Raw genomic sequence first — 23,786 nt, 5'->3', positions numbered from 1 at the left:
CATTCATTGTTATTATCCATCGCAACAATCAGAAAAAGCGCATTTTCATTCTCGATCCGATGATGCAGTGTGTTCCCCCTATGATGAAAAAGGTTCTCATTTCCCTACATTGAGCTTGGTCAAGGAGCTTATCAATGAATCAATTAGACGCACTCAAGCAGCTGACCACGGTGGTCGCCGACAGCGGCGATATCGAATCCATCCGCCAGTTCGAACCCCAGGACGCCACCACCAACCCTTCGCTGATCCTGAAAGCCGCCGCGCTGCCGCAGTACAAGGCGCTGATCACCGAAGCGTTGGAGTATGCCCGCCGCCAGGGCGGCAGCAAGGAAACCCAGCTGATCAACGCCAGCGATAAGCTGGCGGTCAATATCGGCGTCGAAATCCTCAAAAGCGTGCCGGGCCGCATCTCCACCGAAGTGGACGCCCGCCTGTCGTTCGACCGCGGCATGTGCGTCGCCAAAGCGCGCAAGCTGATCGCCATGTACCAAGAACAAGGCATCGACAAATCGCGCATCCTGATCAAACTGGCTTCCACCTGGGAAGGCATCAAAGCCGCCGAAGAGCTGGAAAAAGAAGGCATCAACACCAACCTGACGCTGCTGTTCTCCTTCGCCCAGGCCCGCGCCTGCGCCGAAGCCGGCGTGTATCTGATCTCGCCGTTCGTCGGCCGCATCTATGACTGGTACCAGGCCAAACAGCCTGCCGCCGACTACGACGCCGATCAGGATCCGGGCGTGAAATCGGTGCGCACCATCTATGAATACTACAAGCGTCATCGTTACCAGACGGTGATCATGGGCGCCAGCTTCCGCAAGGTTGAGCAGATCCTGGCGCTGGCCGGCTGCGATCGCCTAACCATCGCGCCAAACCTGCTGGAACAGCTGAAAAACAGCGAGCAGCCGGTCGAACGCAAGCTGACCCCGTCTACCGAAGGCTTCCACCAACCGGCTCCGCTGGCCGAAGCGGAGTTCCGCTGGCTGCACAACCAGGACGCCATGGCGGTGGAAAAACTCGCCGAAGGCATTCGCCTGTTCGCCGTCGACCAGCAGAAGCTGGAAGACATGTTGGCCGCTCAACTGTAATCGCACTGGAGTTTCGTTATGTCTTCTCGTAAAGAGCTTGCCAACGCCATCCGCGCACTCAGCATGGACGCCGTACAAAAAGCAAATTCCGGCCACCCGGGGGCCCCTATGGGCATGGCGGACATCGCCGAAGTCCTATGGCGTGACTACCTCAACCACAACCCGACTAACCCGCACTGGGCTGACCGCGACCGTTTCGTGCTCTCCAACGGCCACGGCTCCATGTTGATTTACAGCCTCCTGCACCTCACCGGCTACGACCTGCCGATGCGCGAGCTGGAAAACTTCCGTCAGCTGCATTCCAAAACCCCGGGCCACCCGGAGTACGGCTACACCCCGGGCGTTGAAACCACCACCGGCCCGCTGGGCCAGGGCATCGCCAACGCCGTCGGCTTCGCCATTGCCGAACGCACCCTGGCGGCGCAGTTCAACCGCCCTGGCCACGACATCGTCGACCACCACACCTACGCCTTCATGGGCGACGGCTGCATGATGGAAGGCATCTCGCACGAAGTCTGCTCCCTGGCCGGCACCCTCAAGCTCGGCAAGCTGACCGCCTTCTACGATGACAACGGCATCTCCATCGACGGCCACGTCGACGGCTGGTTCACCGACGACACCGCCCTGCGCTTCGAAGCCTACGGCTGGCACGTGGTGCGCAACGTCGACGGCCACAACCCGGACGCCATCAAGGCGGCGATTGAAGAAGCCCGCAAGGTGACCGACAAGCCGTCGCTGCTGATGTGCAAGACCGTTATCGGCTTTGGTTCGCCGAACAAGGCCGGCACCCATGACGTGCACGGCGCCGCGCTGGGCGCCGCCGAAGTGGCCGCCACCCGCGAAGCACTGGGCTGGAAATACGCCGCCTTTGAAATCCCGCAGGACATCTACGCCCAGTGGGACGCCAAAGAAGCCGGTCAGGCCAAGGAAGCGGCCTGGAACGACAAGTTTGCCGCCTACGCCAGGGCCTTCCCGGAACTGGCCGCCGAGTTCAAGCGCCGCATGAACGGCGAGCTGCCGGCCGACTGGAAAGCCGACGCCAGGGCGTTCGTGGAAAAACTGCAGGCCAACCCGGCCAACATCGCCAGCCGCAAGGCGTCGCAGAACGCGCTGGAAGCGTTCGGCAAGGTGCTGCCGGAGTTCCTGGGCGGCTCCGCCGACCTGGCGCCGAGCAACCTGACCCTATGGTCCGGTTCGAAAGCGCTGAACGTTGACCCGGCGGGCAACTACATTCATTACGGCGTGCGCGAGTTCGGCATGACCGCCATCACCAACGGCATCGCGCTGCACGGCGGCTTCCTGCCGTACTCGGCGACCTTCCTGATGTTCGTGGAATACGCCCGCAACGCGGTGCGCATGGCGGCGCTGATGAAGCTGCGCAATGTGTTCGTCTACACCCACGACTCCATTGGTCTGGGCGAAGACGGCCCGACTCACCAGCCGGTGGAGCAGTTGGCGAGCCTGCGCGTGACCCCGAACATGAGCACCTGGCGCCCGTGCGACCAGGTGGAATCGGCGGTGGCGTGGCAGTACGGCATCGAGCGCAACGACGGCCCGACCACCCTGGTGTTCTCGCGCCAGAACCTGACCCAGCAGCCGCGCACCGCAGAGCAGCTGGCGAACGTGTACCGCGGCGGCTACGTGCTGAAAGACTGCGCGGGCACGCCGGACGTTATCCTGATTGCCACCGGCTCCGAAGTGGGCATCACGGTGGAAGCGGCGGACAAACTGACCGCGGCGGGCCGCAAGGTGCGCGTGGTGTCGATGCCGTCGACCGACGCGTTCGACAAGCAGGATGCGGCGTACCGTGAGTCGGTGCTGCCGGCGGCGGTGACGGCACGTGTGGCGGTGGAAGCGGGTATCGCGGACTACTGGTACAAGTACGTGGGGCTGAACGGCGCCATCGTGGGCATGACCACCTTCGGTGAGTCGGCGCCGGCGGAGCAGCTGTTCGCCGAGTTTGGCTTCACCGTGGACAACGTGGTGGCGAAGGCGCAGGCGCTGCTGAAGTAAGCGGCCTGGCGCCAGCCGATAAAAAAGCCGGTCATCATGACCGGCTTTTTTTATTCCATCACCCGATGAATCTGCAAATACTGCAGCAGCATGATGGTCTTGCCGTCTTTAATGCGGCCATCGGCGATCATCGCCACCGCTTCGCTGAACGGCAGTTCGATCACTTCGATATCTTCATCTTCAATGCCGCCGCCGGCCGCGCGCCGCTCATCGTCATGGTATTCGGCGATAAAGAAGTGCACGATCTCGGTCACGCCGCCCGGCGACATGTAGGCTTCGAAGATTTTTTTGACCTCGCCCACCTGAAAACCGGTCTCTTCCACCGCTTCGCGGCGCGCGCACTGCTCCGGCGAATCGGCGTCCAGCAGGCCGGCGCAGGCCTCGAGCAGCATGCCGCTTTCGTTGCCGTTGACGTAGGTCGGCATGCGGAACTGGTTGGTCAGCACCACCGTGCCCTTGGCGCGGTTGTACAGCAAAATGGTGGCGCCGTTGCCGCGATCGTAAACCTCGCGCATCTGTTGCACCGAACCGCCATTTTTGCGTTGCAGATCGAACGTGTACTTGTGCAGCACATACCAGTTGTCCGACAACAGCTCTTTCTTCACATTCTCAATTTTCGACGACATGACCCTTTTTCCTTGAGTTGCAACGTGAAAATCATACCGCGATTACGCTGCGCCGCAGCAGACGATTTGCAACAAAAATCACAACGCCTCTCCGGGCAAACCAGGATTAAAAATACATCGTGGGCGGACGCATAATCTGACAGACGAATTGCATCCGCAAAGGCAAATCCTCAGTGGAAACCGAGCTGCAGCTGAACATCGGCGGGCATTTCGCTATTCATTTGATTACACGACGACAATTGTTCCCGTTTTGTTGACAACTTGATACAAATCGCGGTGCAATTTAGTTGCAAAAGTTATAGTTTTGCTTTCGAATGAAACTGGCGCAGCCCTCACCTGAGAGAAAAGGATTCCGTGATTGCTTGTTAAACGTTCCGTGACCGGCAGCCTGGCCAGGGCGCTGTTCGGCATCGTGATACTGTCGGTGCTCGCCACCGGGTTGGCGTTGACGACCGTCGCCGGCAGCCAGAGCGATGCCGAGGCGATCAACATTGCCGGTTCGCTGCGCATGCAAAGCTACCGCCTGGCCTTTGATCTCGATCGACAGAGCCCGGAGCTGGAGCTGCATCTGCAGCAGTACCGGCAATCTTTGCAGGCGCCGGCGCTGCAAAAGCTGGCGCGCTTTTACGTCCCGGCCGAGGTGCGCAACCACTATCTGGCGCTGCAACAAACATGGCAAGCGATGGAGCGGCAGATCCGTGACGGGCAAGCGGCCGCCTACCGGGCGGAGGTCGCCGGCTACGTCAACCGCGTCGATCATTTTGTTTCCGCTCTGCAGCGTTATTCCGAGTTGAAACTCACCCTGGTGGCCGCCGTCAGCGTGCTGGGCTACGCCGCCATCATCGGTCTGGTGCTGTTCTGCATCCGCTTTATGCGCCGCCAGGTGGTCATGCCGCTGCAGCATCTGGTCGACGCCAGCCAGCGCGTGCAACAGCGCGACTTTCGCCACCCGCAGCTGGACGTGGCGCTGCCGAACGAGCTCGGCGTGCTGTCGCAAACCTTCAGCGCCATGTCTGACGAGCTGGCCCGGCTCTATCAGTCGCTGGAGCTGAAAGTGCAGGAAAAAACCCGGCGCCTGCAGCAGGCCAACGAAACGCTGGAGGTGCTGTATCGCTGTTCACAGGCGCTGAGCGTGCGCCAGATCGATCAGCAGGCATTCGAGAATGTGCTGCGCATCGTGCGCCAAAGCGAACGACTGCGCTGCATCCGGTTGAACGTGGCGGACGATCATGGCCAGTGGCAACTGAACGAAGGAGAGCCGGCGCCGGCGCAAACCTGGAGCGCGCTGCCGATCACCCAAGGCGATAAACTGCTGGGTGAATTGCGATGGCAGCCCGAAGCGCAGCCGCCGCATCCTCACCTGATGCAGAGCCTGGCCAACATGCTGGGGCGTGGCGTCTACTTCAACCGGGCGCAAAAGCAGCACCAATATCTGCTGTTGATGGAAGAACGTGGGACCATCGCCCGCGAGCTGCACGATTCGCTGGCGCAGACGCTGTCGTTCCTGCGCATCCAGCTGACGCTGCTCCGGCGCGCCGCCGACGATCCGGCGGCGCAGACGATTATCGACGATTTCGATCGCACGCTGGCCGATGCCTATCGCCAGCTGAGAGAATTACTGGCCACCTTCCGCCTCAACATTCAGGAGGCGGATCTGAATGCCGCGCTGGAGCAACTGCTGCAGCCATTAAAGGCGCTAACCACCGCGCGGATTCAGTTACACTGTCGGCTGCCCTCGCAGGCGCTCAACGCCCAGCAGCAGGTGCACGCGCTGCAGATCGTGCGCGAGGCGGTGCTCAATGCCGTCAAGCACGCAGGAGCGAGCGAGATCGCGGTGTGTTGCGAGGTCAACGCCGCAGGCGACAACGTATTCAGCATTACCGACGACGGTTGCGGCATCGCCAGTCTGGAAGAACCGGAAGGGCATTACGGCTTGACCATCATGAGCGAACGCGCGGCGCGACTGGGAGGAACGCTGCGCATCCGGCGCAGAAGCCGCGGCGGCACGGCGGTCTGCCTGACATTCTCGCCCTGACCTTGCGGCTGTTCACTCTGCGTTACGGTTGCCGCCGGGCAGAAGGCCGCCCGGAGAGGTTTGCGGTGCAGAATGCCGCTATTTTTGAAGAGACAGTCCCACTGTGAAGCACGCCTCCGGGCGCGTTTGAGTGGCTTTACTTGCTACAGGGAGCATATTTCATGGTGATGAAGCAATACCGAGTCATGATCGTTGACGATCATCCGTTGATGCGGCGCGGCATCAAACAACTGCTGGGACTGGATGCGCGATTTGGCGTGGTGGCAGAGGCCGGCAACGGCAGCGAGGCGGTTGCGCTGGCGCTGCAGCACGCGCCGGACGTGATCTTGTTGGATCTGAACATGAAGGGCATGTCCGGGCTGGATACGCTGCGGGCTCTGCGCGACGAAGGCGTGGACGCACGCATCATCGTGCTGACGGTCTCCGACGCGCGCAGCGATCTGTATGCGCTGATCGACGCCGGCGCCGACGGCTATCTGCTGAAAGACAGTGAACCGGAGCAGCTGCTGGAACACATCAGCGCCGCCGCCGAGGGGCAAAACGTGATCAGCGACGCCATGGCCGACTATTTGCTGGCGCGCAGCGAGCAGCGCGATCCCTTCACCGCCTTGACCGAACGCGAACTAGACGTCTTGCAAGAGGTGGCGCGCGGCCTGTCCAACAAACAGGTGGCGGCGCAATTGCATATCTCTGAAGAAACCGTGAAGGTGCACATCCGCAACATACTGCGCAAGCTGGACGTGCGTTCTCGCGTGGCGGCGACGGTGATGTACCTGGAGTACAAAAGCCACTGATCGCCCCGCCCCGGCCAATACGCCGGGGCCGCTTACTCGATGGCGCTGAGCAGCGCCTGATGGTGCTGATGCACCCAACTCTTGTTGAACGGCCCCCAGCTTTCCAACTGATAAAAACCGTCGTTGTTGCGCACGCCCTGCTGCACGAACTGCAGCTCGACGCCCATGCCGGGCAGCGCCTTCAGCACATCCTGCAACGTGCGGCGCGGCCAGCCGGTCAGCGCCATCAACCGCGGCACATTGGGCCGCTCACTGTGGCTGATCAGCCAGCATAAATAAAGCCGACGGGCAAATACCGGGTTAATTCCCATGCCAAGCTCCTGCTGTAAGGTGGATCTAGTTTTTACTTTTCGGCTCCCTGCGGCGAAGACATGCGCAAGGCCTTTGATAGTAATAAAAATGTCTTAATAGCGTACAATTATCGACACCGGGGCACCCACGCCGTTTCCCGCTACCGTTATTTACACTATCTCCTTTTTTTCTCCACGCTTTCCTCGACTATCCCGAGTAAAGTGCAATAGCGCCGGAATCCTTCCCTGCCGCTGAAATGCATATTTCCGATGCGTTTTAAAGATAGAACAAGTCATAACGAGGTTCGCGCTGCATGGCCAATTTTTTTATTGATCGCCCGATTTTCGCCTGGGTGCTGGCAATTATTCTTTGCCTAACCGGGGCATTGGCGATTTTTTCTTTACCGGTAGAACAATACCCGAATTTGGCGCCGCCGAACGTGCGCATCAGCGCAACTTACCCAGGCGCCTCGGCGCAAACGCTGGAAAACACCGTCACCCAAATCATTGAGCAAAATATGACCGGCCTCGACAACATGATGTATATGTCGTCGCAGAGCACCAATACCGGCCAGGCGACCGTCACGCTGACGTTCGAAGCCGGCACCGATCCCAACGAGGCGATGCAGCAGGTGCAAAACCAGCTGCAGGCGGCGATCAAACGTTTGCCGCAGGCGGTGCAGAATCAGGGTGTCACGGTCTCGAAATCCGGCGACACTACGCTGATGATGGTGGCGTTCGTCTCCACTGACAACAGCATGGACAAGCAGGACATCGCCGATTACATCGTCTCCAACCTGCAGGATCCGCTCAGCCGCATCAACGGCGTCGGCAGCATGGACGTGTATGGCTCACAATACGCCATGCGCATCTGGCTCGATCCCAACAAGCTCAACAGCTATCAGCTCACGACCCAGGACGTGGTCAAGGCCATTCAGTCGCAGAACGCCCAGGTGGCGGTCGGCCAGTTGGGCGGCACGCCGTCGGTCGATAAACAGGCGCTGAACGCCACCATCAACGCCCAGTCGCAGCTCCAGACGCCGGAACAGTTCCGCCAGATCACCCTGCGGGTCAATCAGGACGGCTCGCTGGTGACGCTGGGCAACGTCGCCACCGTCGAACTGGGCGGCGAGAACTACAACTACCTCAGCCGCTACAACGGCATGCAGGCCGCAGGCATGAACATCAAACTGGCCTCCGGCGCCAACGAACTGCAGACCGACCAGTTGGTGAAGGACAAGATCGCCGAGCTGTCGCAATACTTCCCGCACGGGCTGGAGGCCAAAGTAGCCTATGAAACCACCCCGTTCGTCAAAGCCTCGATCAAGGACGTGGTGAAAACGCTGCTGGAGGCCATCCTGCTGGTGTTCCTGGTGATGTATCTGTTCCTGCAGAACTTCCGCGCCACGCTGATCCCCACCATCGCCGTGCCGGTGGTGCTGATGGGCACTTTCGCCATCCTCTCCGCCTGCGGCTTCAGCATCAACACCCTCACCATGTTCGCCATGGTGCTGGCGATCGGCCTGCTGGTGGACGACGCCATCGTGGTGGTGGAGAACGTCGAGCGCGTGATGAGCGAGGAAGGCTTGCCGCCGCGAGAGGCCACGCGCAAATCCATGGGGCAGATCCAGAGCGCGCTGGTCGGCATCGCCCTGGTGCTGTCGGCGGTGTTCGTGCCGATGGCGTTCTTCGGCGGCACCACCGGTGCCATCTATCGCCAGTTCTCCATCACCATCGTCTCCGCCATGGTGCTGTCGGTGCTGGTGGCGATGATCCTGACCCCGGCCCTGTGCGCCACGCTGCTTAAACCAATCGCCAAAGGGCACCATCACGGCAAGCGCGGCTTCTTCGGCTGGTTCAACCGCATGTTCAACCGCAATGCCGATCGCTATGAGCGCGGCGTGGGGCGCATTCTGCACGCCAGCGGCCGCTACATGGTGATTTATCTGCTGTTGCTCGGCGGCATGGCGCTGCTGTTCATCAAGCTGCCGACCTCGTTCCTGCCGCAGGAAGACCGCGGCATCTTCACCGTACAGGTGCAGTTGCCGGCGGGATCAACCCTGCAGCAAACCTCCAAAGTGGTGGAAAAGGTCGAGCGGTACTTCCTCACCGAAGAGAAACAGGACGTTTTGTCGGTGTTCGCCATCATCGGCTCCGGGCCCGGCGGCAACGGCCAAAACGTGGCGCGCCTGTTCGTGCGGCTGAAAGACTGGGATCTGCGCACCTCGGGCGCCAACAGCTCGTTCGACATCATCGACCGCGCCACGCTGGCATTCAACAAGATTAACGAAGCCCGGGTGATCGCCAGCAGCCCGCCGGCGATCACCGGTCTCGGCAACTCCTCCGGCTTCGACATGGAGTTGGAAGACCACGCCGGGCTCGGCCACGCCAAACTGATGGCGGCGCGCGATCAGCTGCTGCAGCTGGCGGCGCAAAACCCGCTGCTGTCGCGCGTGCGCCACAACGGCCTGGACGACAGCCCGCAGCTGCAAATCGATATCGATCAGCGCAAGGCTCAGGCGCTGGGCGTATCGATCGACGACATCAACAATACCCTCTCCACCGCCTGGGGCTCGACCTACGTCAACGACTTCGTCGACCGCGGGCGGGTGAAAAAAGTCTACGTGCAGGCCGCGGCGCCATTCCGCATGCTGCCGGATGACATTAACAAATGGTATGTGCGCAACAGCGCGGGCGGCATGGTGCCGTTCTCGGCCTTCGCCAGCTCGCACTGGGAGTACGGTTCGCCGCGGCTGGAGCGCTATAACGGCAGTTCGGCGCTGGAGATCGTCGGCGAGGCGGCCAACGGCGTCAGCACCGGCACCGCCATGGCGGAAATGGAAAAACTGGTCAGCCAACTGCCGACCGGCTTTGGTCTGGAATGGACGGCGATGTCCTATCAGGAACGGCTGTCCGGCTCGCAGGCGCCGGCGCTGTACGCCATCTCGCTGCTGGTGGTGTTCCTGTGCCTGGCGGCGCTGTACGAGAGCTGGTCGATACCGTTCTCGGTGATGCTGGTGGTGCCGCTGGGGGTGATCGGCGCGGTCGCCGCCACCTGGCTGCGCGGCCTGGAGAACGACGTCTATTTCCAGGTTGGCCTGTTGACCATCATTGGGCTGTCGGCGAAAAACGCCATTCTGATCGTCGAGTTCGCCAATGAGCTGAACCATAAAGGGCAGGATCTGATGTCGGCGACGCTCGACGCGTCCCGCATGCGCCTGCGGCCGATCCTGATGACCTCGCTGGCGTTCATCTTCGGCGTGCTGCCGATGGCTACCAGCAGCGGCGCCGGTTCCGGCAGCCAGCATGCGGTAGGCACCGGGGTAATGGGCGGCATGATTTCCGCCACCCTGCTGGCGATTTTCTTCGTGCCATTGTTCTTTGTGCTGGTTCGCCGCCGTTTCCCGGGTAAAGCGCATCCGGCAGGCAATACGCCGGCCACCGGGGACTGATCCGCGAGATATAAAAAAAGCAGCGTCGGGTTACCGATGCTGCTTTATTTCGAACGAAAATCTCGTTCCCAAGGTGTTTCAGTGACTTTCCAATGACTCAACCTTGCCATCTGCTTCAACGCTGTGTCAGTTGCCCAACATCTCATCAATGAAGTCTTTCCAGTTTCCTAATTCACGATCAACCATAATACTTTACAACCTCAATTATTTGACGAAGCGGATTCTACGCCTGTTTTTTGACCATGTGAAGGGAAACGGGAACGATGCCGGGCTCGGAAACCGGGCTTAGCGCACATTTTCGTATTTATCTGATCAATGTTCAGTGCAGCTATTCCCTTGTGATATCAATTTCTCCACGGTAGCGTGTAAAAGGTATAAAAATACGCCAATGGAGCCCAGATCATGTCCACTTCTTTGTCTCTCTTAGAGTTAAAAACGCACGGCCGCTATCAGGAAGCCACTGCGCTGGCGTTACGGCAGCTGGCGGCGGAGCCGGAAGCGGCAACGCTGCACTTTCAGCTGGCCTGCCTGTATGACGTACAGGGCCTGGAGCAACAGGCCATTCCCTGTTACCTCGCGGCGTTGGCTCGCGATTTGCCGCCCGCCCAACGCCGCGAGGCCTGGCTGGGTCTCGGCAGCACCTACCGCGCCCTGGGAGAATATCCGGCGTCGCTACGGGCTTTCGACGACGGCCTGGCCGAGTTCCCGCAGGCCAACGAGCTGATGCTGTTTCGCGCCATGGCGCTGTACAACCTGGGTGAAAATAAACGGGCCGTGACCGATCTGTTGCTGCTGCTGGCGGAAACCTCGTCAGACCCCGACATCCGCGGTTATCAACGCGCCATTCGGCACTATGCCGCCGATCTCAGTCTTATCGGTTAGAGGAAAACGATGGAAATTATCACCGACCCGAGCCGCCGCGCCATCGACTGGCAGCGGCTGTGTGAATTGCTGGAGGCCGCCGGGCTGGGCAAGCGCGATCCGCACACCTTGCGGCGCGTTTACCAACACAGCCAGTTTTGCTATTGGGGGTTTATCGGCGACGAGTTGATCGCCACTGCACATGCCATCAGCGATCTGACATCGGTCGCTTATCTGGCGGACGTGGCGATCGATCCGCGCTTTCAGGGACAAGGGCTGGGGCGCAGGTTGATGGATCGGGTGATGCAAGATCTGGCGCCGCTCGGCAAGATTTTCATCTATTCCGTGCCGGAAAAGCTCGCCTTCTATAAAAAGTACGGCTTTCACGATTTGACCACCGGCATGGTGTATGCGGACGGCGCTGCGCTGCAGCGCCTGCAACAAGGAGGCTACGTGCGTTAAACGTGCATCACAAGGTTTTGCTCATAAAGATACGGCGGGTTCCCGGCGGCAAGCAAGGCACTTCACCCATACGCTGCCAGCCATGCCGTTGATAAAAATCCGGCGCCTGAAAGCTGATAGTGTACAACACGGCGGAAAGGCAACCGCGCCGGCGGCCTTCCTGCTCGAAACGGCGCAACAGTTCGCTGCCCAACCCCGCGCCGCGCAGCGCTTCCGGCAGATAAAAGAGCTCGAGAAACAGCAGCCCTAACGATGAGCGTCCGGTAATCCCTCCCAGAACTTCCCCACTGTCGGGATCTCTTACCACCACCGCCAGCGGCAGACGATCGCCGTAGCCGATATGTTGATCGTTAAAACGATCCAATCCCTCCGCGATACAGGACGTTATTTCCTGCGTTACCCGCTCGGAAATTTCGATATGACATTTTTTCACGCCGGCTCTCCGGATCAATCATCCATGCTCACACTCTGATTACAGCTTAAAACATCGCAGTTTCTTTGTTTAGAATTATCTTTGTCTCAATTTCAACGTTAATTTTTTCATGACCTCAGCGCCGACTCTGGTGACGTTCAAAATAAAGCCACTCATCGTGATAAAACCAAGAAAAATCTTAGTTATTAATTCGTTAAGCCTAAACAGTCACCCTCAAACGATCGTCAAAAACGATCATTTTACATATTTTGATAGCCTTGAACTATGTTAATTCCTTTTAATTACCGCGGTATTAATAGAAGATGTCTATTCTATTAACCTTACCTTGCTTAAAAATTCGGTTGAAAAAAAGATTTACTCTTTATAAATCATGCTAGTATATAACCTTCCCTTCAAAGCTCGCGCCCAGATAACGCTCATTCATTTGCGGCGCAAGAAAAGTTCAACATGCAATTATTTGGATTATTTCTTTTTTTATGTTTTAAGATAGCCATCCTCACCGGGAAATAAAAAGTAAAGGATTATAATAAAATGGAAATTGATATTTTCAGCGAGTGTGCTTATACCACCGTCGGCATCCGACAACTCATTAACCAAACCTGGGCGGAAAAACGCGCGCCGGCCGGCTTTAGCCGCAGAAGGGTCTGCTTTATCGATGTCACCATCGCCAACTTTGAAGCACGTTACCGCGATGAATATGCCAACCCCAATACCTACAAAATAATCATTATCACCGACTGTCTGCATGAGATGGTGATTGTCGACAATAAGACCATTATATTATCAAACCTTATATCATTGAGCCGCTTCAGCCACCTGATCGGCGACTTATATAAGCGTTACAGTCACTATACCGAGCCGCCGCAACTCTCTCAGCGCGAATCGCATTTTCTCTCGGAGTGGTCGACGGGAAAATCGCTGGCCGACATCAGCAATGCCATGAATATCAGAAATAAAACCGCCAATCATTACAAATCACGAATCATGAAAAAACTCGGCACCAGCAGGATAAAACCACTGTTGCATATTACCCGCGTACGGTGTTTGACCGAGCGTTTAAACATAAGAATCAATAAAGATTAGTTCTCTCTCCCCCGCGCCGCATTGGCGGCAGAACGCGTTCGCCGGCGTCTTTTAACAGCGCCGCCGGCGAAGATCGCCGTTTCATCAATTTGCCAACCTCTCTCCCTGGCGCCCAATCGTCTCTCGCGCGCATCGTTGTCTGGATCTCGCCGCCGCTTTACTGGCATTATCTCTGCTATCGCCGGGCGGCGAGAAGGCCTAAGACCGCGCCCGCCGCTCAGTATCGACTCGACGAGACAGGTAGCTTTACGCCATGGCAAATAAACCGCAACAGACAACGCTGACGATGTACGGCATCAAAAACTGCGACACCATCAAAAAAGCCCGCCGCTGGCTGGAAGATCAAGGCATAGCCTATCATTTTCACGACTACCGCGCCGACGGCCTGACCGAACAGCAACTGCGCGGTTTCGTCGCGCAACTGGGTTGGGAGCCGCTGCTCAATACCCGCGGCACCACCTGGCGCAAGCTGGATGAAGCGCAGCGCAACGCCTGTGATAACGCCGACGCCGCCATCGCGCTGATGCTGGCGCAGCCGGCAATCATTAAACGTCCGCTGCTGGACGACGGCAACGGCCACGCTCTGCTCGGTTTCAACGCCGACGCTTACCAACAATTTATCGCCGAGGTTGCCGTATGACTTGCCCGGTTATCGAACTGGCCCAGCAGTTGATCAAACGCCCTTCCCTCAGCCCGAATGACGAAGGCTGCCAGCAACTGATGATCGAACGCCTGCAGGCGATCGGCTTCACCGTCGAAGCCATGGACTTCGAAGACACCCAAAACTTCTGGGCCTGGCGCGGCGAAGGGCAAACCCTGGCGTTTGCCGGGCACACCGACGTAGTGCCGACCGGCGATGAAAAACGCTGGGACAACCCGCCGTTTGAACCGGCAATCCGCGATGGCATGCTGTATGGCCGCGGCGCGGCGGACATGAAAGGCTCGTTGGCCGCGATGGTGGTGGCCGCGGAACGCTTTGTCGCCGCCAACCCGAATCACCGGGGCCGCCTGGCATTTCTGATCACTTCGGATGAAGAAGCCAGCGCCACCCACGGCACGGTTAAAGTGGTCGAAGCGCTGATGGCGCGCAACGAGCGGCTGGATTACTGCCTGGTCGGCGAGCCGTCCAGCACCGAACGCGTCGGCGACGTGGTGAAAAACGGCCGTCGCGGCTCCATCACCGCCAACCTGCATATCCACGGCGTACAGGGGCACGTCGCCTATCCGCATCTGGCAGACAACCCGGTGCACCGCGCCATGCCGGCGCTGAATGAACTGGTGGCGATCGAATGGGATCGCGGCAACGAGTTCTTCCCGCCGACCAGCATGCAGATCGCCAACGTGCAGGCCGGCACCGGCAGCAACAACGTGATCCCGGGCGATCTCTACGTGCAGTTCAACTTCCGGTTCAGCACCGAACTCACCGACGCGATGATCAAGCAGCGCGTGGAAGAGCTGCTGGAACGCCACCAGTTGAATTACAGCATCGAATGGCGGCTGTCCGGTCAACCGTTCCTCACCTCGCGCGGCGCGCTGGTGGATGCGGTGGTCAACGCCGTCGAGCACTATTCTGAATTGACGCCGCAGCTGCTGACCACCGGCGGCACCTCCGACGGCCGCTTCATCGCGCAGATGGGCGCGCAGGTGGTGGAACTGGGGCCGGTCAACGCCACCATCCACAAGGTCAACGAATGTGTCAACGCCGCGGATCTGCAGCTGCTGAGCCGCATGTATCAACGCATCATGGAGCAATTGGTCGCATGATCACCGCAGAAATGCTCACCGGCCGTTCGACCGAACACCTGGCGCCGCTGAGCGGCAACCATCGGCTGCAGCCGCAGGCGGTCAATGCCTTCCTGGCGATGCAGCAGGCCGCGCGTGAAGCCGGATTCGATCTCCAGCCCGCCAGCACCTTCCGCGATTTCGATCGCCAGTTGGCGATTTGGAATGGCAAATTCTGCGGCCAGCGGCCAGTATTAGATAAGGACAGTCAACCGATCGACGTCGCGCCGCTGTCCGCCGCCGAGCGCTGTGAGGCGATCCTGCGCTGGTCAGCCCTGCCTGGCGCCAGCCGCCATCACTGGGGCAGCGATTTGGACGTGTACGATCCGTCGCTGTTGCCGGAAGGGCAAAAGCTGCAGCTGGAGCCGTGGGAATATGAAGAAGGCGGTTACTTTGCGCCGCTCAACCAGTGGCTGACGGCGCATATGGCCGAGTTCGGTTTCTATCGCCCCTTTACCGAAGACAGCGGCGGCGTGGCGGTGGAGCCGTGGCATCTGAGCTACCGGCCGCTGGCGCAAGAGGCTGAACATTTGCTGACCCCGGCGCTGTTGCTGGCGGCCTGGCAAGACAAGGAGGTCGCCGGTGTCGAATGGCTCGAACGCCATCTGCCCTCGATTTTTTCGCGTTTCATACGCAGTGAAGGAAAGGAGTAGCTATGCAATGGTTAGCTGATTACTGGTGGATTATTCTGCTGGTTCTGGTGGGGATGGTCGTCAGCGGCATCAAGGAACTGCGCCGCGTCGACGTGAAAAGCTATCTGGCCAACAAGCCGGAGATACCGCCGCACCGCGACAACAACGCCCAGTGGGATGACGAAGACGACTGGCCGAAAAAGAAATGACATCAGGGCGCTCATCGGCGCCCTGAGTTTTTAGCGAAAGGCGATCAGCTCGCCGCGCTTGCCGGACAATGCCTCGTCCCAGTAGCGCTGCGGCACGTAATAATGCAGCCTTTCCAGCGCGGCGTTCATCATGCCCTGATTGATCGCATGCCCGACGTTCTCTTCCACGTCGAGCGTGAAATCCACGCCGTTGGCCCGTAACGCTTCTGCCGCCGCGTGAGCGTGTTGCACCGCGATCACTGCGTCCTCTTCACCGTGGATCAAATGCACCACGCTGTCGCCGAAAGCCTGCTCAGGCAACTGGGCGAAACGCCCGCTGAACGCGACCACGCGCCCGGCCAGCCGGGTTTCCGCTTTTAACGCCTCAAGCGCCATGATCGCCCCCTGCGAGAACCCCACCAGAGCAGTGCCGGCATAGCCCACACCGCTCAGCTGCTGCCAATGACGCACCACGGCCACAAACTGCGGCATCACGTCTGCGATGCGGGCCGCGCGGTTCTCTTCGGTCACGTCCTGTACCGAGAACCACTGGCGCCCGGCGCCGTTGCCAAACGCTTCGGGGCCACCGATGCTCACCACCTGTGCCTGAGGAAAGTCTTTGGCGAAGTAGCTGCCGATCTCCCCCATCGCCACCGGGTTGTCGCCGACACCGTGAAACAGCAAGATCAGCTGCGCCGCCGGGGTCGCCGGGCTTTGGACAACGAAATGCTCATGTTTCATCGATGACTCCTTAATAGTAACCAAACCTGGTGTGGCGACAGTCGCCGCCACACCGCTGACAGTGACTATACGCCGTTGAGAAATCGGGAAAATCGGGTTTTATTGAGCGAGTTATTCAATTTATTGCAACGACTGCACCCAGTCGCGCCAGTAGCGGCAGTGTTGCGCATTCAACTGTTCCAGCGCCTGCGCCGTTTCGTGCCGCCAGTGGCGCAGCAAGGCTTTCTGGCCGCTTACGCCCGCCTGCTCCACGCAGGCCGCCGGGGATTGCCGCCGTTGCAGGTGGCCGCGCAGCGCGGGCAGCGGCAGACTGCTGGCCAACAGCAAACGCTGCAATGCCCCCAGGCTGGCCTCCAGCGGCCGATGGGCGAAAGCGAACCCGGCCAGTTCGCGCCAGTCCTCTTCGCCGAGCGACGTGTCGCCGTCATCGCCCGGGATCGCCAGCACGAGTTCGATGCGCTGCCGCAGCCAGGGCCAGTCGCGCGCCAGGTGCTTGTGCGCCGCGTGCCGCAGCGCCTCCCCTTGCTCGCTCAGGGGCAAGATAGCCATCGCGGTATAACAGCCGCTGCTGGCCTCCGGCTTGCTGCCGATGCGCACCAGCTCGAAACCGCAGGATTGCCAAAAGCGCCACAGCGGCTCGGTATAGCCGAAGCTGACCGACAGGAAATCCAGCCCCTGCGCCTGGCGGCGTTGCCGCTCGACCAGCTGACGCGCGATACCCTGCCGCCGCAGCGTCGGCAGCGTCGCGATGCGGGTAATGCGCCGTGACCGCAGCGTCGGCGCCCACCACTGGCCGCCATGCGCCGCCAGCGACTGCGCCACCAGGTTGCCGCGCGGCCGGCGGCGGCCGGCCCACACGTCGTGCGCCAACTCGGCGCTCAACCCGCCCTCTTCCGCCAGCCACACGGCGCCGACTACCTCCTGTCCGGCCTGCGCCAGCCCGAAATGCATGCCGGGCGCGTCCATCAGCCGGCGTAAGTCCAGCGGCGAGGTGCGGTAATGCGCGCTGCTCAGCAGAGCATAGAAACGCGCCAGCCGCTGCGGATCGGCGCACAGTTCACGCTGCTCCGCCTGGCTGTAATCGATCGCCTGGCCATCCACCGGCCAGGCGGGCAGCTCGTTGAACAACAGCGCATTGTCCGTGACCCGTTCCAACGCATCCCCCTGCGCCCAGCGCATCGGCTGTTGCAGACTCAACGCCTGATAGGACGGCAGCCCGGCGCAAAACTTCAGCAGAAAACCGCGGCCGGTGCCTTCATAGCCCTGCACCGTGGTGGTCAGCAACACGCGTGGGAAATAGCCGATCAGCTGTTGCAACAACGGCGCGGGGATCGCCGCCGCTTCATCCACCAGCAGCCAGCCCACGTCACTGACGTCCCCCTCCCGGCACTGCGCCAGCAAGGCATCGGGCGCCCAAAACTGTGCGCGCCCCTGCGCCCATTCCCCGGCCACCTCTGTGGCGGCGCGGCTCGGCCCGGTGATCCAGCAGGTCAGCGGCGACTGCGCCATCAGCATGCCGGCCAGCGTCGATTTACCGCGGCCGCGGGCGGCGGTCAGCACCCACACGCCGGACTCGGCCTGCAATAACGCCGTCAAGATCGCCTGTTGTTCCTCGGTCGGCCCGCCATCCGGCGGCTGCCAACCCTCACGCGCCGGCAGCGCGGCCAGCGTCATGGGCTCATCCTGCCGCCAGACAGTCACTTCGCTGTCGTCGGCCAAATGATGCTGCAGATGATGAATGAAATGCGGCGTGGTGATCGGCTGCGGACAATCGCTCCAGCGCAGGCTGTCGCCGTCCGGCAACTGAGGCCATTGCCGCCAGGGCGGCGTCAACAGCAGCAGCCAGCTGCCGGCGCGCAATGCGCCGCACAGCGCCGCCAGCGCCTCTACGTCCAGCGAGTGACCGGCGTCGAACACCGCGTGCAGCCGCTCCTGCCCCAGCAATTGGCGCACCGCGCGGCTCGGCAAAGCCGCCTGGCCGGGCGGCGGATTCTCCCCGACCCACGGCCAGTCGCCCGGCAGCGCCGCCGCCAGCCGCTGCGCCTGTTCGCGGCACCACTCGGGTTCACCGCTGAGCACCAGCAGGCGCCGGATGCCCTGCCGCCGCATGAGTTGTTGCGCTGCCTGTAGCATAAGGCTGTATCTCAATCCGAAAAAAATGCCGGAGTCAGGCTCCGGCACTTGAGGCGTTAACGGGATGCAAAGGTGTTGCAGGTATTGGGATCGCCGCTGTCGAAGCCCTGTTTAAACCAGGTGTAGCGCTGCTGCGAAGTGCCGTGGGTGAAGCTGTCCGGCACAACGCGGCCCTGGCTCTGCTGCTGCAACCGGTCGTCGCCAATCGCCTGCGCGGCATTCAGCGCCGCCTGCAGGTCGCCCTCTTCCAACATCTGCTGCTTCTCGGCGTATTTGCCCCACACGCCGGCGAAGCAGTCCGCCTGCAGCTCCATTTTCACCGACAGGCGGTTCACTTCCGCCTGGCTGACGCCTTGCTGCATCTGGCGCACCTTCGGCTCGATGCCCAGCAGGTTCTGCACGTGGTGGCCGACTTCGTGCGCCACCACATAGGCCTGAGCGAAATCACCGCCGGCGCCCAGCTTGGTCTTCATGTCCTGATAGAAAGACAGATCGATATACACCGTTCTGTCGCCCGGGCAGTAGAACGGCCCCATCGCCGACTGACCGGTGCCGCAGCTGGTGCGCGTTACGCCGCGATACATCACCAGCTTCGGCGGTTGATAGGTTTTGCCCATGCGCTGGAAAATCTCTTTCCAGTTATCCTCGGTCGAGGCCAGCACCACTGAGGTGAATTTGGCCAGTTCATCGTCTTTCGGACTGATGTTGGCGCTCTGTTGTTGACCCTGCGGTGCGACGTTACCGCCGTTCAACAGCGGCGACAGATCGATGCCGTAATAACCGGCCACCAGCACCACCACCAGAATGACGATGCCGCCCTTGCCACCCACCGGCACGCGGAAACCGCCGCCACCGCCGCCCAAACCTGAAGACTGCCCGCGACGATCCTCAACATTGTCACTTTCCCGACGCCCTTGCCAACGCATAAATACACTCCAGATATTTCCCTTGCTCGTTGAAGTTGCGCCGCGATCGTAAGCGCAAAGGCAGCTTCAAGCCTGAGTGGGATAGGTTTTAGTCATCTCACATCCATCATTATAAATGGTCTGCCGCGGAGGAAATGTAGAAATTTTCTGGAAAAACGCAGAATAGCGGGACGATCCGGCCGGATCGCCCCGAATGGCGGTGCCGACGCTTAGTCGAGTTTCACGCCGATGCGGCGCGCCACTTCTTCGTAGGCTTCGATCAGGCCGCCCAGGCTTTGACGGAAACGGTCTTTGTCCATCTTGTCCAGGGTGTTTTTGTCCCACAGGCGGCTGCCGTCCGGCGAGAACTCATCGCCCAGCACTACTTCACCGTTGAACAGACCGAACTCCAGTTTGAAGTCGACCAGGATCAGGCCGGCGTCGTCGAACAGCTGGGTCAACACGTCGTTGGCGCGGTAGCTCAGCTCGCGCATGCGCGCCAGATGCTCTTTGCTCACCCAGCCAAAGGTTTCGCAGTAGGATTCGTTCACCATCGGATCGTGCATGGCGTCGTTTTTCAGGAACAGATCGAACAGCGGCGGGTTCAGCACCAGACCTTCTTCAATGCCCAGACGCTTCACCAGCGAACCGGCGGCGCGGTTGCGGATCACGCACTCCACCGGCACCATGTCCAATTTCTTCACCAGCACTTCGTTGTCGGACAGCAGACGCTCCATCTGGGTCGGGATGCCGGCTTCTTCCAGTTTGCTCATGATGAAATGGTTAAACTTGTTGTTCACCATGCCTTTGCGATCGAACTGCTCAATGCGCTGACCATCCAGTGCTGACGTATCGTTGCGGAACTCCAACACCAACAGATCGGGATTCTCGGTGGTGTAAACGGTTTTTGCCTTTCCGCGATACAGCTCAGCTAGCTTTTGCATCTTACTTACTCCAGTGATGTATCCCCGTTGTCTCCCGAGCGCGGCCCGAAATTAGGGGGTATAGAATTGACCTAATGAATTCTTTGGCGTGCCGGACACTATTGTGCCAAACCTGCGACGCAAACGATACCGTATAGACAAAACAAAAAGGGGCCGAAGCCCCTTTTTGATTAGTTAACGCTGGTTTTGCTGAAGGCTGACTGGAATGCCGCCACCAGTGCGTCGTTTTTCGACTGGGTGAGCGGTTTGCCTTTCGGATCGATGAATTGCAGGCTGGTGCGGTTGTTGAGATCGCCGACCTGCAGTTTGTAATCGCCTTCCGTCAGTTCAGGATCCTTGACGCCCAACGCATCCCAATCGCTGCTGCTCAGGGACTTGTAGGTCACGGCGAGGGTGCCCTGCGGACGGCTGCGGTCACCCACTTTCATCCCCAGTTTTTCGAGCGCCGGCGGCAGGCGATCCCACACGACGGTGTACGGGCCGCGCACCACCAGCATCGGCAGGCCGGTATCATCGGCACCGCTCTGCACGTCCAGCGCGCCGAAGCGGCTGGCCGTCTGGGAGCTCGCCAGGTTATCCTGCTTGTCCAGGCCTTCGATCAGGGTGTTGATCATCATGCCGTTGTAGCGCTGGATCTCAGACTGATCGGTCACCTGTTCGGTCTTGCCCTGCTGCTGCAGGCCAACGCTTTTCACCACCAGCGCCTGCTGATAGCCCTGCTGCTGCACGCTGATCTGATAACGGCCTTCGTACTGGTTGTCTTCGTCCAGACGGTTCCACTTCACCCAGTCGGTGGTCAGGGTCTGACCGGCGTCCTGACGGGAAGCGATCGCGATGTTCTTCGCCTGCAGCAGGCTGACCACGCGCGACCACAGGTTCTGGTTCTGCGGGCTGTTTTCCAGCAGCAGCGTGCCGCTGTCGCCGGCGTATTGCGCGCGTGAACCGCTCAGCAGCGCCAACGGCTGCACCGGCGGACGAATGTCTAGCTGCTTGCCGACGTTGCCTTGCACCGTTGTGGCCGGCACGTCATAGTTGCCGCTCTGCACCGGCAGGATCATGCCGGACGGCGCGTTCAGCGCCTTGAGCGGAGCCGCGTCGAGGTAGGCCTCGTCGCCGCTGACCTGGCGCTTGTAGCGCTGATCGCTGCTGCAGGCTGCCAGCATCATCACCAATGAGATGCCCACTACTTTTGCTACCGTCGACTTTTGCAATGAATAAGCCATCAAATTTCCCTTAGAGTTACAGCAAACCGACGCTTTTCAGCGCGCGCTCCACCACCGGGCGGGCGGCTTCGCTCAACGGCGTCATCGGCAGACGCAGCGTATCGGTTGCCATCAATCCCAACGCCTTACAGGCCCACTTCACCGGAATTGGGTTTGCTTCTACAAATAGATCCTGATGCAACGGCATCAAGCGCTGATTTAAGCGGCGCGCTTCGGCAAATTTGCCCTGCGCCGCCAGCGCGCAAAGTTCCGCCATCTCGCGCGCGGCCACGTTGGCCGTCACGGAAATCACCCCTTTGCCGCCCAGTTGCATGAAGTCCAGCCCGCTGGCGTCGTCGCCGCTCAGCAAAATGAAATCTTCATCGTCAACCAGCACTTGGATCTGACTAACGCGACTTAAGTTCCCCGTCGCTTCTTTTACAGCAACAATATTCTTGATTTTCGCCAGCCGAGCGATGGTCGGCGGCAGCATGTCGCAGCCGGTGCGCGAAGGCACGTTATACAGGATCTGCGGCAGTTCGGTGCTCTCGGCGATCGCCTTGAAGTGCTGATACAGCCCTTCCTGCGTCGGCTTATTGTAGTACGGCGTTACCGTCAGGCAGCCCACCACGCCGGTGTTGGCGAAGCGGGTGGTGAGCGCGATGGCTTCGGCGGTGGCGTTGGCGCCGGTGCCGGCGATCACCGGAATGCGGCCATCGGCCAACTCCAGCGTCTGCAGCACCACGTCAACGTGCTCGTCATGGGCAAGCGTTGCGGACTCGCCGGTGGTCCCTACGGAAACGATCGCCGCGGTGCCACTGGCTACATGATAATCGATCAATTTTTTCAGGCTCGCGCGATCGACAGCACCTTTGTCGTCCATCGGCGTAACCAGTGCAACAATACTTCCCGTAAACATTGGCCGTCCCCTCCACAAACAAGTCACTCATGGTACTTTTGCTGCCTATCCAAAAGCAAGCGCACAACCGCGTTGTAAGCGCTTGGCAGGCGGTTTTTTTTATGTTTACCATGGTAACCCCATTAAGCACGACAGGAAGCGCTATTTTGCCTCAGTCAGACGAACACTATCTCGTGATTACCGCGCTCGGCGCCGACCGCCCCGGAATCGTCAATACCATCACCCGCCACGTCAGCAGTTGCGGATGCAATATCGAAGATAGCCGTCTGGCCATGCTGGGAGAGGAGTTCACGTTCATCATGCTGCTGTCCGGCAGTTGGAACGCCATCACCCTGATCGAATCCACCCTGCCGCAAAAAGGCGCGGAGCTGGATCTGCTGATCGTGATGAAGCGCACAAACTCGCACGAAAGGCCGCCGATGCCGGCCACTGTGTGGGTGCAGGTGGAAGTGAAGGACTCGCCGCACATCATCGAACGCTTTACCGATTTGTTCGACTCCAGCCAGATGAATATCGCCGAACTGGTCTCGCGCACGCAGCCGGCGGACGGCGACCTGCCGCCGCAGCTGTATATCCAAATTACCGCCCACAGCTCCGGCGATCGGGACGCCTCAAATATTGAGCAAGCCTTCCATCGCCTATGTACAGAATTGAACGCGCAAGGCAGTATTAGCGTGGTGAACTATCCACAGCATGACGAGAAAGATGGAGAGTAGTGATGAGCCCATTGAAAGCCGGTGACACAGCGCCGAAATTTAGTTTGCCTGACCAGGACGGTGAGGAAATTAATTTGGCCGACTTCCAGGGACAGCGAGTATTGGTCTATTTCTATCCGAAGGCGATGACGCCGGGCTGCACCGTGCAAGCCTGCGGCCTGCGGGACAACATGGACGAATTAAAAAAGGTCGGCGTCGAAGTGCTGGGCATCAGCACCGACAAACCGGAAAAACTGTCGCGCTTCGCCGAAAAGGAGCTGCTCAACTTCACGCTGTTGTCTGATGAAGATCATCAGGTGTCACAACAGTTTGGCGTGTGGGGCGAGAAAACCTTCATGGGCAAGACCTACGACGGCATTCACCGCATCAGCTTCCTGATCGATGCCAACGGCAAGATTGAAAAAGTGTTTGATGATTTCAAAACCACCAATCACCACGACATCGTTCTGAACTACCTGCAGCAATAATTCTCACGAAGCGCAGCGGCCTG

Annotated in this window: 24 protein-coding genes; 14 read left to right on the top strand and 10 right to left on the bottom strand. The window is 59.8% G+C overall.

What is annotated here, in order from left to right; genetic code table 11:
* Nucleotides 1-134 precede the first annotated feature (134 nt).
* Together tal and tkt are read left to right on the top strand one after the other, a co-directional pair.
* Complete coding sequence (gene tal / locus ACJ8QF_RS09085) at nucleotides 135-1,085, top strand: transaldolase (protein WP_004936597.1); 951 nt, start codon at nucleotides 135-137, stop codon at nucleotides 1,083-1,085.
* Between the two features lie 18 nt (nucleotides 1,086-1,103).
* On the top strand, nucleotides 1,104-3,098 hold the full coding sequence (gene tkt / locus ACJ8QF_RS09080; protein WP_442537469.1) for a transketolase: 1,995 nt from the start codon (nucleotides 1,104-1,106) through the stop codon (nucleotides 3,096-3,098).
* Nucleotides 3,099-3,148: 50 nt separating this feature from the next.
* Here tkt and nudK read toward each other — a convergent pair whose 3' ends face one another.
* Complete coding sequence (nudK, locus tag ACJ8QF_RS09075; RefSeq protein WP_004941760.1) at nucleotides 3,149-3,724, bottom strand: GDP-mannose pyrophosphatase NudK; 576 nt, start codon at nucleotides 3,722-3,724, stop codon at nucleotides 3,149-3,151.
* Nucleotides 3,725-4,082: 358 nt separating this feature from the next.
* On the opposite strand from nudK, the gene narQ reads away from it, so the two are divergent.
* Together narQ and ACJ8QF_RS09065 are read left to right on the top strand one after the other, a co-directional pair.
* The gene (narQ, locus tag ACJ8QF_RS09070; protein ID WP_049186660.1) at nucleotides 4,083-5,759 is read left to right on the top strand and encodes a nitrate/nitrite two-component system sensor histidine kinase NarQ; all 1,677 of its coding nucleotides are present in this window, start codon (nucleotides 4,083-4,085) and stop codon (nucleotides 5,757-5,759) included.
* Nucleotides 5,760-5,920: 161 nt separating this feature from the next.
* Complete coding sequence (locus tag ACJ8QF_RS09065) at nucleotides 5,921-6,553, top strand: response regulator (RefSeq protein ID WP_004941753.1); 633 nt, start codon at nucleotides 5,921-5,923, stop codon at nucleotides 6,551-6,553.
* A gap of 32 nt (nucleotides 6,554-6,585) precedes the next feature.
* Here the strand turns inward: ACJ8QF_RS09065 and ACJ8QF_RS09060 are convergent, their stop codons facing one another.
* Nucleotides 6,586-6,864, bottom strand: a complete 279-nt coding sequence (locus ACJ8QF_RS09060) for a winged helix-turn-helix domain-containing protein (protein WP_004941750.1) — start codon at nucleotides 6,862-6,864, stop codon at nucleotides 6,586-6,588.
* A 293-nt stretch (nucleotides 6,865-7,157) separates the two neighbouring features.
* Here ACJ8QF_RS09060 and acrD point away from each other — a divergent pair, with 293 nt between their 5' ends.
* A complete protein-coding gene (acrD, locus tag ACJ8QF_RS09055) occupies nucleotides 7,158-10,295 on the top strand; it encodes a multidrug efflux RND transporter permease AcrD (RefSeq protein ID WP_004941747.1) in 3,138 nt (1,045 codons plus the stop codon).
* Between the two features lie 126 nt (nucleotides 10,296-10,421).
* Here the strand turns inward: acrD and ypfM are convergent, their stop codons facing one another.
* Nucleotides 10,422-10,481, bottom strand: coding sequence for a protein YpfM (ypfM, locus tag ACJ8QF_RS09050; RefSeq protein WP_100396732.1), 60 nt, complete (start codon nucleotides 10,479-10,481; stop codon nucleotides 10,422-10,424).
* A gap of 216 nt (nucleotides 10,482-10,697) precedes the next feature.
* On the opposite strand from ypfM, the gene ACJ8QF_RS09045 reads away from it, so the two are divergent.
* The gene (locus ACJ8QF_RS09045; protein WP_154870963.1) at nucleotides 10,698-11,177 is read left to right on the top strand and encodes a tetratricopeptide repeat protein; all 480 of its coding nucleotides are present in this window, start codon (nucleotides 10,698-10,700) and stop codon (nucleotides 11,175-11,177) included.
* 9 nt (nucleotides 11,178-11,186) lie between these two features.
* Complete coding sequence (locus ACJ8QF_RS09040) at nucleotides 11,187-11,618, top strand: GNAT family N-acetyltransferase (protein WP_004941740.1); 432 nt, start codon at nucleotides 11,187-11,189, stop codon at nucleotides 11,616-11,618.
* Between the two features lie 7 nt (nucleotides 11,619-11,625).
* On the opposite strand, the gene ACJ8QF_RS09035 is transcribed toward ACJ8QF_RS09040, so the two are convergent.
* Nucleotides 11,626-12,051: a GNAT family N-acetyltransferase gene (locus ACJ8QF_RS09035; protein ID WP_004941737.1), complete on the bottom strand. Its 426-nt coding sequence runs from the start codon at nucleotides 12,049-12,051 to the stop codon at nucleotides 11,626-11,628.
* A gap of 531 nt (nucleotides 12,052-12,582) precedes the next feature.
* On the opposite strand from ACJ8QF_RS09035, the gene ACJ8QF_RS09030 reads away from it, so the two are divergent.
* From ACJ8QF_RS09030 to ACJ8QF_RS09010, 5 genes are all read left to right on the top strand, one after another.
* Nucleotides 12,583-13,134 (top strand): LuxR C-terminal-related transcriptional regulator, encoded by a 552-nt coding sequence (locus ACJ8QF_RS09030; RefSeq protein WP_004941733.1) that lies wholly within the window; start codon nucleotides 12,583-12,585, stop codon nucleotides 13,132-13,134.
* Nucleotides 13,135-13,387: 253 nt separating this feature from the next.
* Nucleotides 13,388-13,774 (top strand): ArsC family reductase, encoded by a 387-nt coding sequence (locus tag ACJ8QF_RS09025; protein ID WP_004941730.1) that lies wholly within the window; start codon nucleotides 13,388-13,390, stop codon nucleotides 13,772-13,774.
* Nucleotides 13,771-14,898 (top strand): succinyl-diaminopimelate desuccinylase, encoded by a 1,128-nt coding sequence (dapE, locus tag ACJ8QF_RS09020; protein ID WP_004941726.1) that lies wholly within the window; start codon nucleotides 13,771-13,773, stop codon nucleotides 14,896-14,898. The genes ACJ8QF_RS09025 and dapE overlap by 4 nt, the downstream gene beginning before the upstream one ends.
* Nucleotides 14,895-15,569, top strand: coding sequence for a M15 family metallopeptidase (locus tag ACJ8QF_RS09015; protein ID WP_004941723.1), 675 nt, complete (start codon nucleotides 14,895-14,897; stop codon nucleotides 15,567-15,569). The genes dapE and ACJ8QF_RS09015 overlap by 4 nt, the downstream gene beginning before the upstream one ends.
* 2 nt (nucleotides 15,570-15,571) lie before the next feature.
* The gene (locus ACJ8QF_RS09010; protein ID WP_004941720.1) at nucleotides 15,572-15,757 is read left to right on the top strand and encodes a YpfN family protein; all 186 of its coding nucleotides are present in this window, start codon (nucleotides 15,572-15,574) and stop codon (nucleotides 15,755-15,757) included.
* A gap of 30 nt (nucleotides 15,758-15,787) precedes the next feature.
* On the opposite strand, the gene ypfH is transcribed toward ACJ8QF_RS09010, so the two are convergent.
* The 6 genes from ypfH to dapA form a co-directional block, all read right to left on the bottom strand.
* Nucleotides 15,788-16,477 (bottom strand): esterase, encoded by a 690-nt coding sequence (gene ypfH, locus ACJ8QF_RS09005; protein WP_015378704.1) that lies wholly within the window; start codon nucleotides 16,475-16,477, stop codon nucleotides 15,788-15,790.
* A gap of 120 nt (nucleotides 16,478-16,597) precedes the next feature.
* Nucleotides 16,598-18,610: a tRNA(Met) cytidine acetyltransferase TmcA gene (locus tag ACJ8QF_RS09000; protein WP_442537468.1), complete on the bottom strand. Its 2,013-nt coding sequence runs from the start codon at nucleotides 18,608-18,610 to the stop codon at nucleotides 16,598-16,600.
* A gap of 56 nt (nucleotides 18,611-18,666) precedes the next feature.
* Nucleotides 18,667-19,536 (bottom strand): KPN_02809 family neutral zinc metallopeptidase, encoded by an 870-nt coding sequence (ypfJ, locus tag ACJ8QF_RS08995; RefSeq protein WP_442537467.1) that lies wholly within the window; start codon nucleotides 19,534-19,536, stop codon nucleotides 18,667-18,669.
* A gap of 209 nt (nucleotides 19,537-19,745) precedes the next feature.
* A complete protein-coding gene (gene purC, locus ACJ8QF_RS08990; protein WP_004941708.1) occupies nucleotides 19,746-20,459 on the bottom strand; it encodes a phosphoribosylaminoimidazolesuccinocarboxamide synthase in 714 nt (237 codons plus the stop codon).
* Between the two features lie 170 nt (nucleotides 20,460-20,629).
* The gene (gene bamC / locus ACJ8QF_RS08985) at nucleotides 20,630-21,682 is read right to left on the bottom strand and encodes an outer membrane protein assembly factor BamC (protein WP_442537466.1); all 1,053 of its coding nucleotides are present in this window, start codon (nucleotides 21,680-21,682) and stop codon (nucleotides 20,630-20,632) included.
* Nucleotides 21,683-21,698: 16 nt separating this feature from the next.
* Entirely contained in the window at nucleotides 21,699-22,580 is an 882-nt protein-coding gene (gene dapA, locus ACJ8QF_RS08980; RefSeq protein WP_004941701.1) for a 4-hydroxy-tetrahydrodipicolinate synthase, read from the bottom strand.
* 110 nt (nucleotides 22,581-22,690) lie between these two features.
* Between dapA and ACJ8QF_RS08975 the strand changes: the two genes are divergently transcribed.
* Together ACJ8QF_RS08975 and bcp are read left to right on the top strand one after the other, a co-directional pair.
* Nucleotides 22,691-23,296, top strand: a complete 606-nt coding sequence (locus ACJ8QF_RS08975; RefSeq protein WP_369783268.1) for a glycine cleavage system transcriptional repressor — start codon at nucleotides 22,691-22,693, stop codon at nucleotides 23,294-23,296.
* A gap of 2 nt (nucleotides 23,297-23,298) precedes the next feature.
* Entirely contained in the window at nucleotides 23,299-23,763 is a 465-nt protein-coding gene (bcp, locus tag ACJ8QF_RS08970; protein WP_015378709.1) for a thioredoxin-dependent thiol peroxidase, read from the top strand.
* Nucleotides 23,764-23,786: the final 23 nt, after the last annotated feature.

It is taken from the genome of Serratia sp. CY81684 (assembly GCF_052166595.1).
In the GTDB taxonomy this organism is placed as follows: Bacteria; Pseudomonadota; Gammaproteobacteria; order Enterobacterales; family Enterobacteriaceae; genus Serratia; species Serratia nematodiphila.
The sequence above is the reverse complement of the archived record's forward strand: the minus strand, read 5'-3'. Positions and strand labels throughout refer to the sequence as shown.

What these genes read in the sequence shown, in the direction of transcription:
- nudK (WP_004941760.1), bottom strand. Translation starts at nt 3,724, where the DNA reads ATGTCGTCGAAAATTGAGAATGTGAAGAAAGAGCTGTTGTCGGACAAC.
- acrD (WP_004941747.1), top strand. Translation starts at nt 7,158, where the DNA reads ATGGCCAATTTTTTTATTGATCGCCCGATTTTCGCCTGGGTGCTGGCA.
- ypfH (WP_015378704.1), bottom strand. Translation starts at nt 16,477, where the DNA reads ATGAAACATGAGCATTTCGTTGTCCAAAGCCCGGCGACCCCGGCGGCG.
- ACJ8QF_RS08975 (WP_369783268.1), top strand. Translation starts at nt 22,691, where the DNA reads ATGGTAACCCCATTAAGCACGACAGGAAGCGCTATTTTGCCTCAGTCA.
- purC (WP_004941708.1), bottom strand. Translation starts at nt 20,459, where the DNA reads ATGCAAAAGCTAGCTGAGCTGTATCGCGGAAAGGCAAAAACCGTTTAC.
- ACJ8QF_RS09065 (WP_004941753.1), top strand. Translation starts at nt 5,921, where the DNA reads ATGGTGATGAAGCAATACCGAGTCATGATCGTTGACGATCATCCGTTG.
- ACJ8QF_RS09010 (WP_004941720.1), top strand. Translation starts at nt 15,572, where the DNA reads ATGCAATGGTTAGCTGATTACTGGTGGATTATTCTGCTGGTTCTGGTG.
- bamC (WP_442537466.1), bottom strand. Translation starts at nt 21,682, where the DNA reads ATGGCTTATTCATTGCAAAAGTCGACGGTAGCAAAAGTAGTGGGCATC.
- tkt (WP_442537469.1), top strand. Translation starts at nt 1,104, where the DNA reads ATGTCTTCTCGTAAAGAGCTTGCCAACGCCATCCGCGCACTCAGCATG.
- ypfJ (WP_442537467.1), bottom strand. Translation starts at nt 19,536, where the DNA reads ATGCGTTGGCAAGGGCGTCGGGAAAGTGACAATGTTGAGGATCGTCGC.
- ACJ8QF_RS09000 (WP_442537468.1), bottom strand. Translation starts at nt 18,610, where the DNA reads ATGCTACAGGCAGCGCAACAACTCATGCGGCGGCAGGGCATCCGGCGC.
- ACJ8QF_RS09060 (WP_004941750.1), bottom strand. Translation starts at nt 6,864, where the DNA reads ATGGGAATTAACCCGGTATTTGCCCGTCGGCTTTATTTATGCTGGCTG.
- ACJ8QF_RS09030 (WP_004941733.1), top strand. Translation starts at nt 12,583, where the DNA reads ATGGAAATTGATATTTTCAGCGAGTGTGCTTATACCACCGTCGGCATC.
- tal (WP_004936597.1), top strand. Translation starts at nt 135, where the DNA reads ATGAATCAATTAGACGCACTCAAGCAGCTGACCACGGTGGTCGCCGAC.
- dapE (WP_004941726.1), top strand. Translation starts at nt 13,771, where the DNA reads ATGACTTGCCCGGTTATCGAACTGGCCCAGCAGTTGATCAAACGCCCT.
- ACJ8QF_RS09040 (WP_004941740.1), top strand. Translation starts at nt 11,187, where the DNA reads ATGGAAATTATCACCGACCCGAGCCGCCGCGCCATCGACTGGCAGCGG.
- ACJ8QF_RS09015 (WP_004941723.1), top strand. Translation starts at nt 14,895, where the DNA reads ATGATCACCGCAGAAATGCTCACCGGCCGTTCGACCGAACACCTGGCG.
- bcp (WP_015378709.1), top strand. Translation starts at nt 23,299, where the DNA reads ATGAGCCCATTGAAAGCCGGTGACACAGCGCCGAAATTTAGTTTGCCT.
- ACJ8QF_RS09025 (WP_004941730.1), top strand. Translation starts at nt 13,388, where the DNA reads ATGGCAAATAAACCGCAACAGACAACGCTGACGATGTACGGCATCAAA.
- dapA (WP_004941701.1), bottom strand. Translation starts at nt 22,580, where the DNA reads ATGTTTACGGGAAGTATTGTTGCACTGGTTACGCCGATGGACGACAAA.
- ACJ8QF_RS09045 (WP_154870963.1), top strand. Translation starts at nt 10,698, where the DNA reads ATGTCCACTTCTTTGTCTCTCTTAGAGTTAAAAACGCACGGCCGCTAT.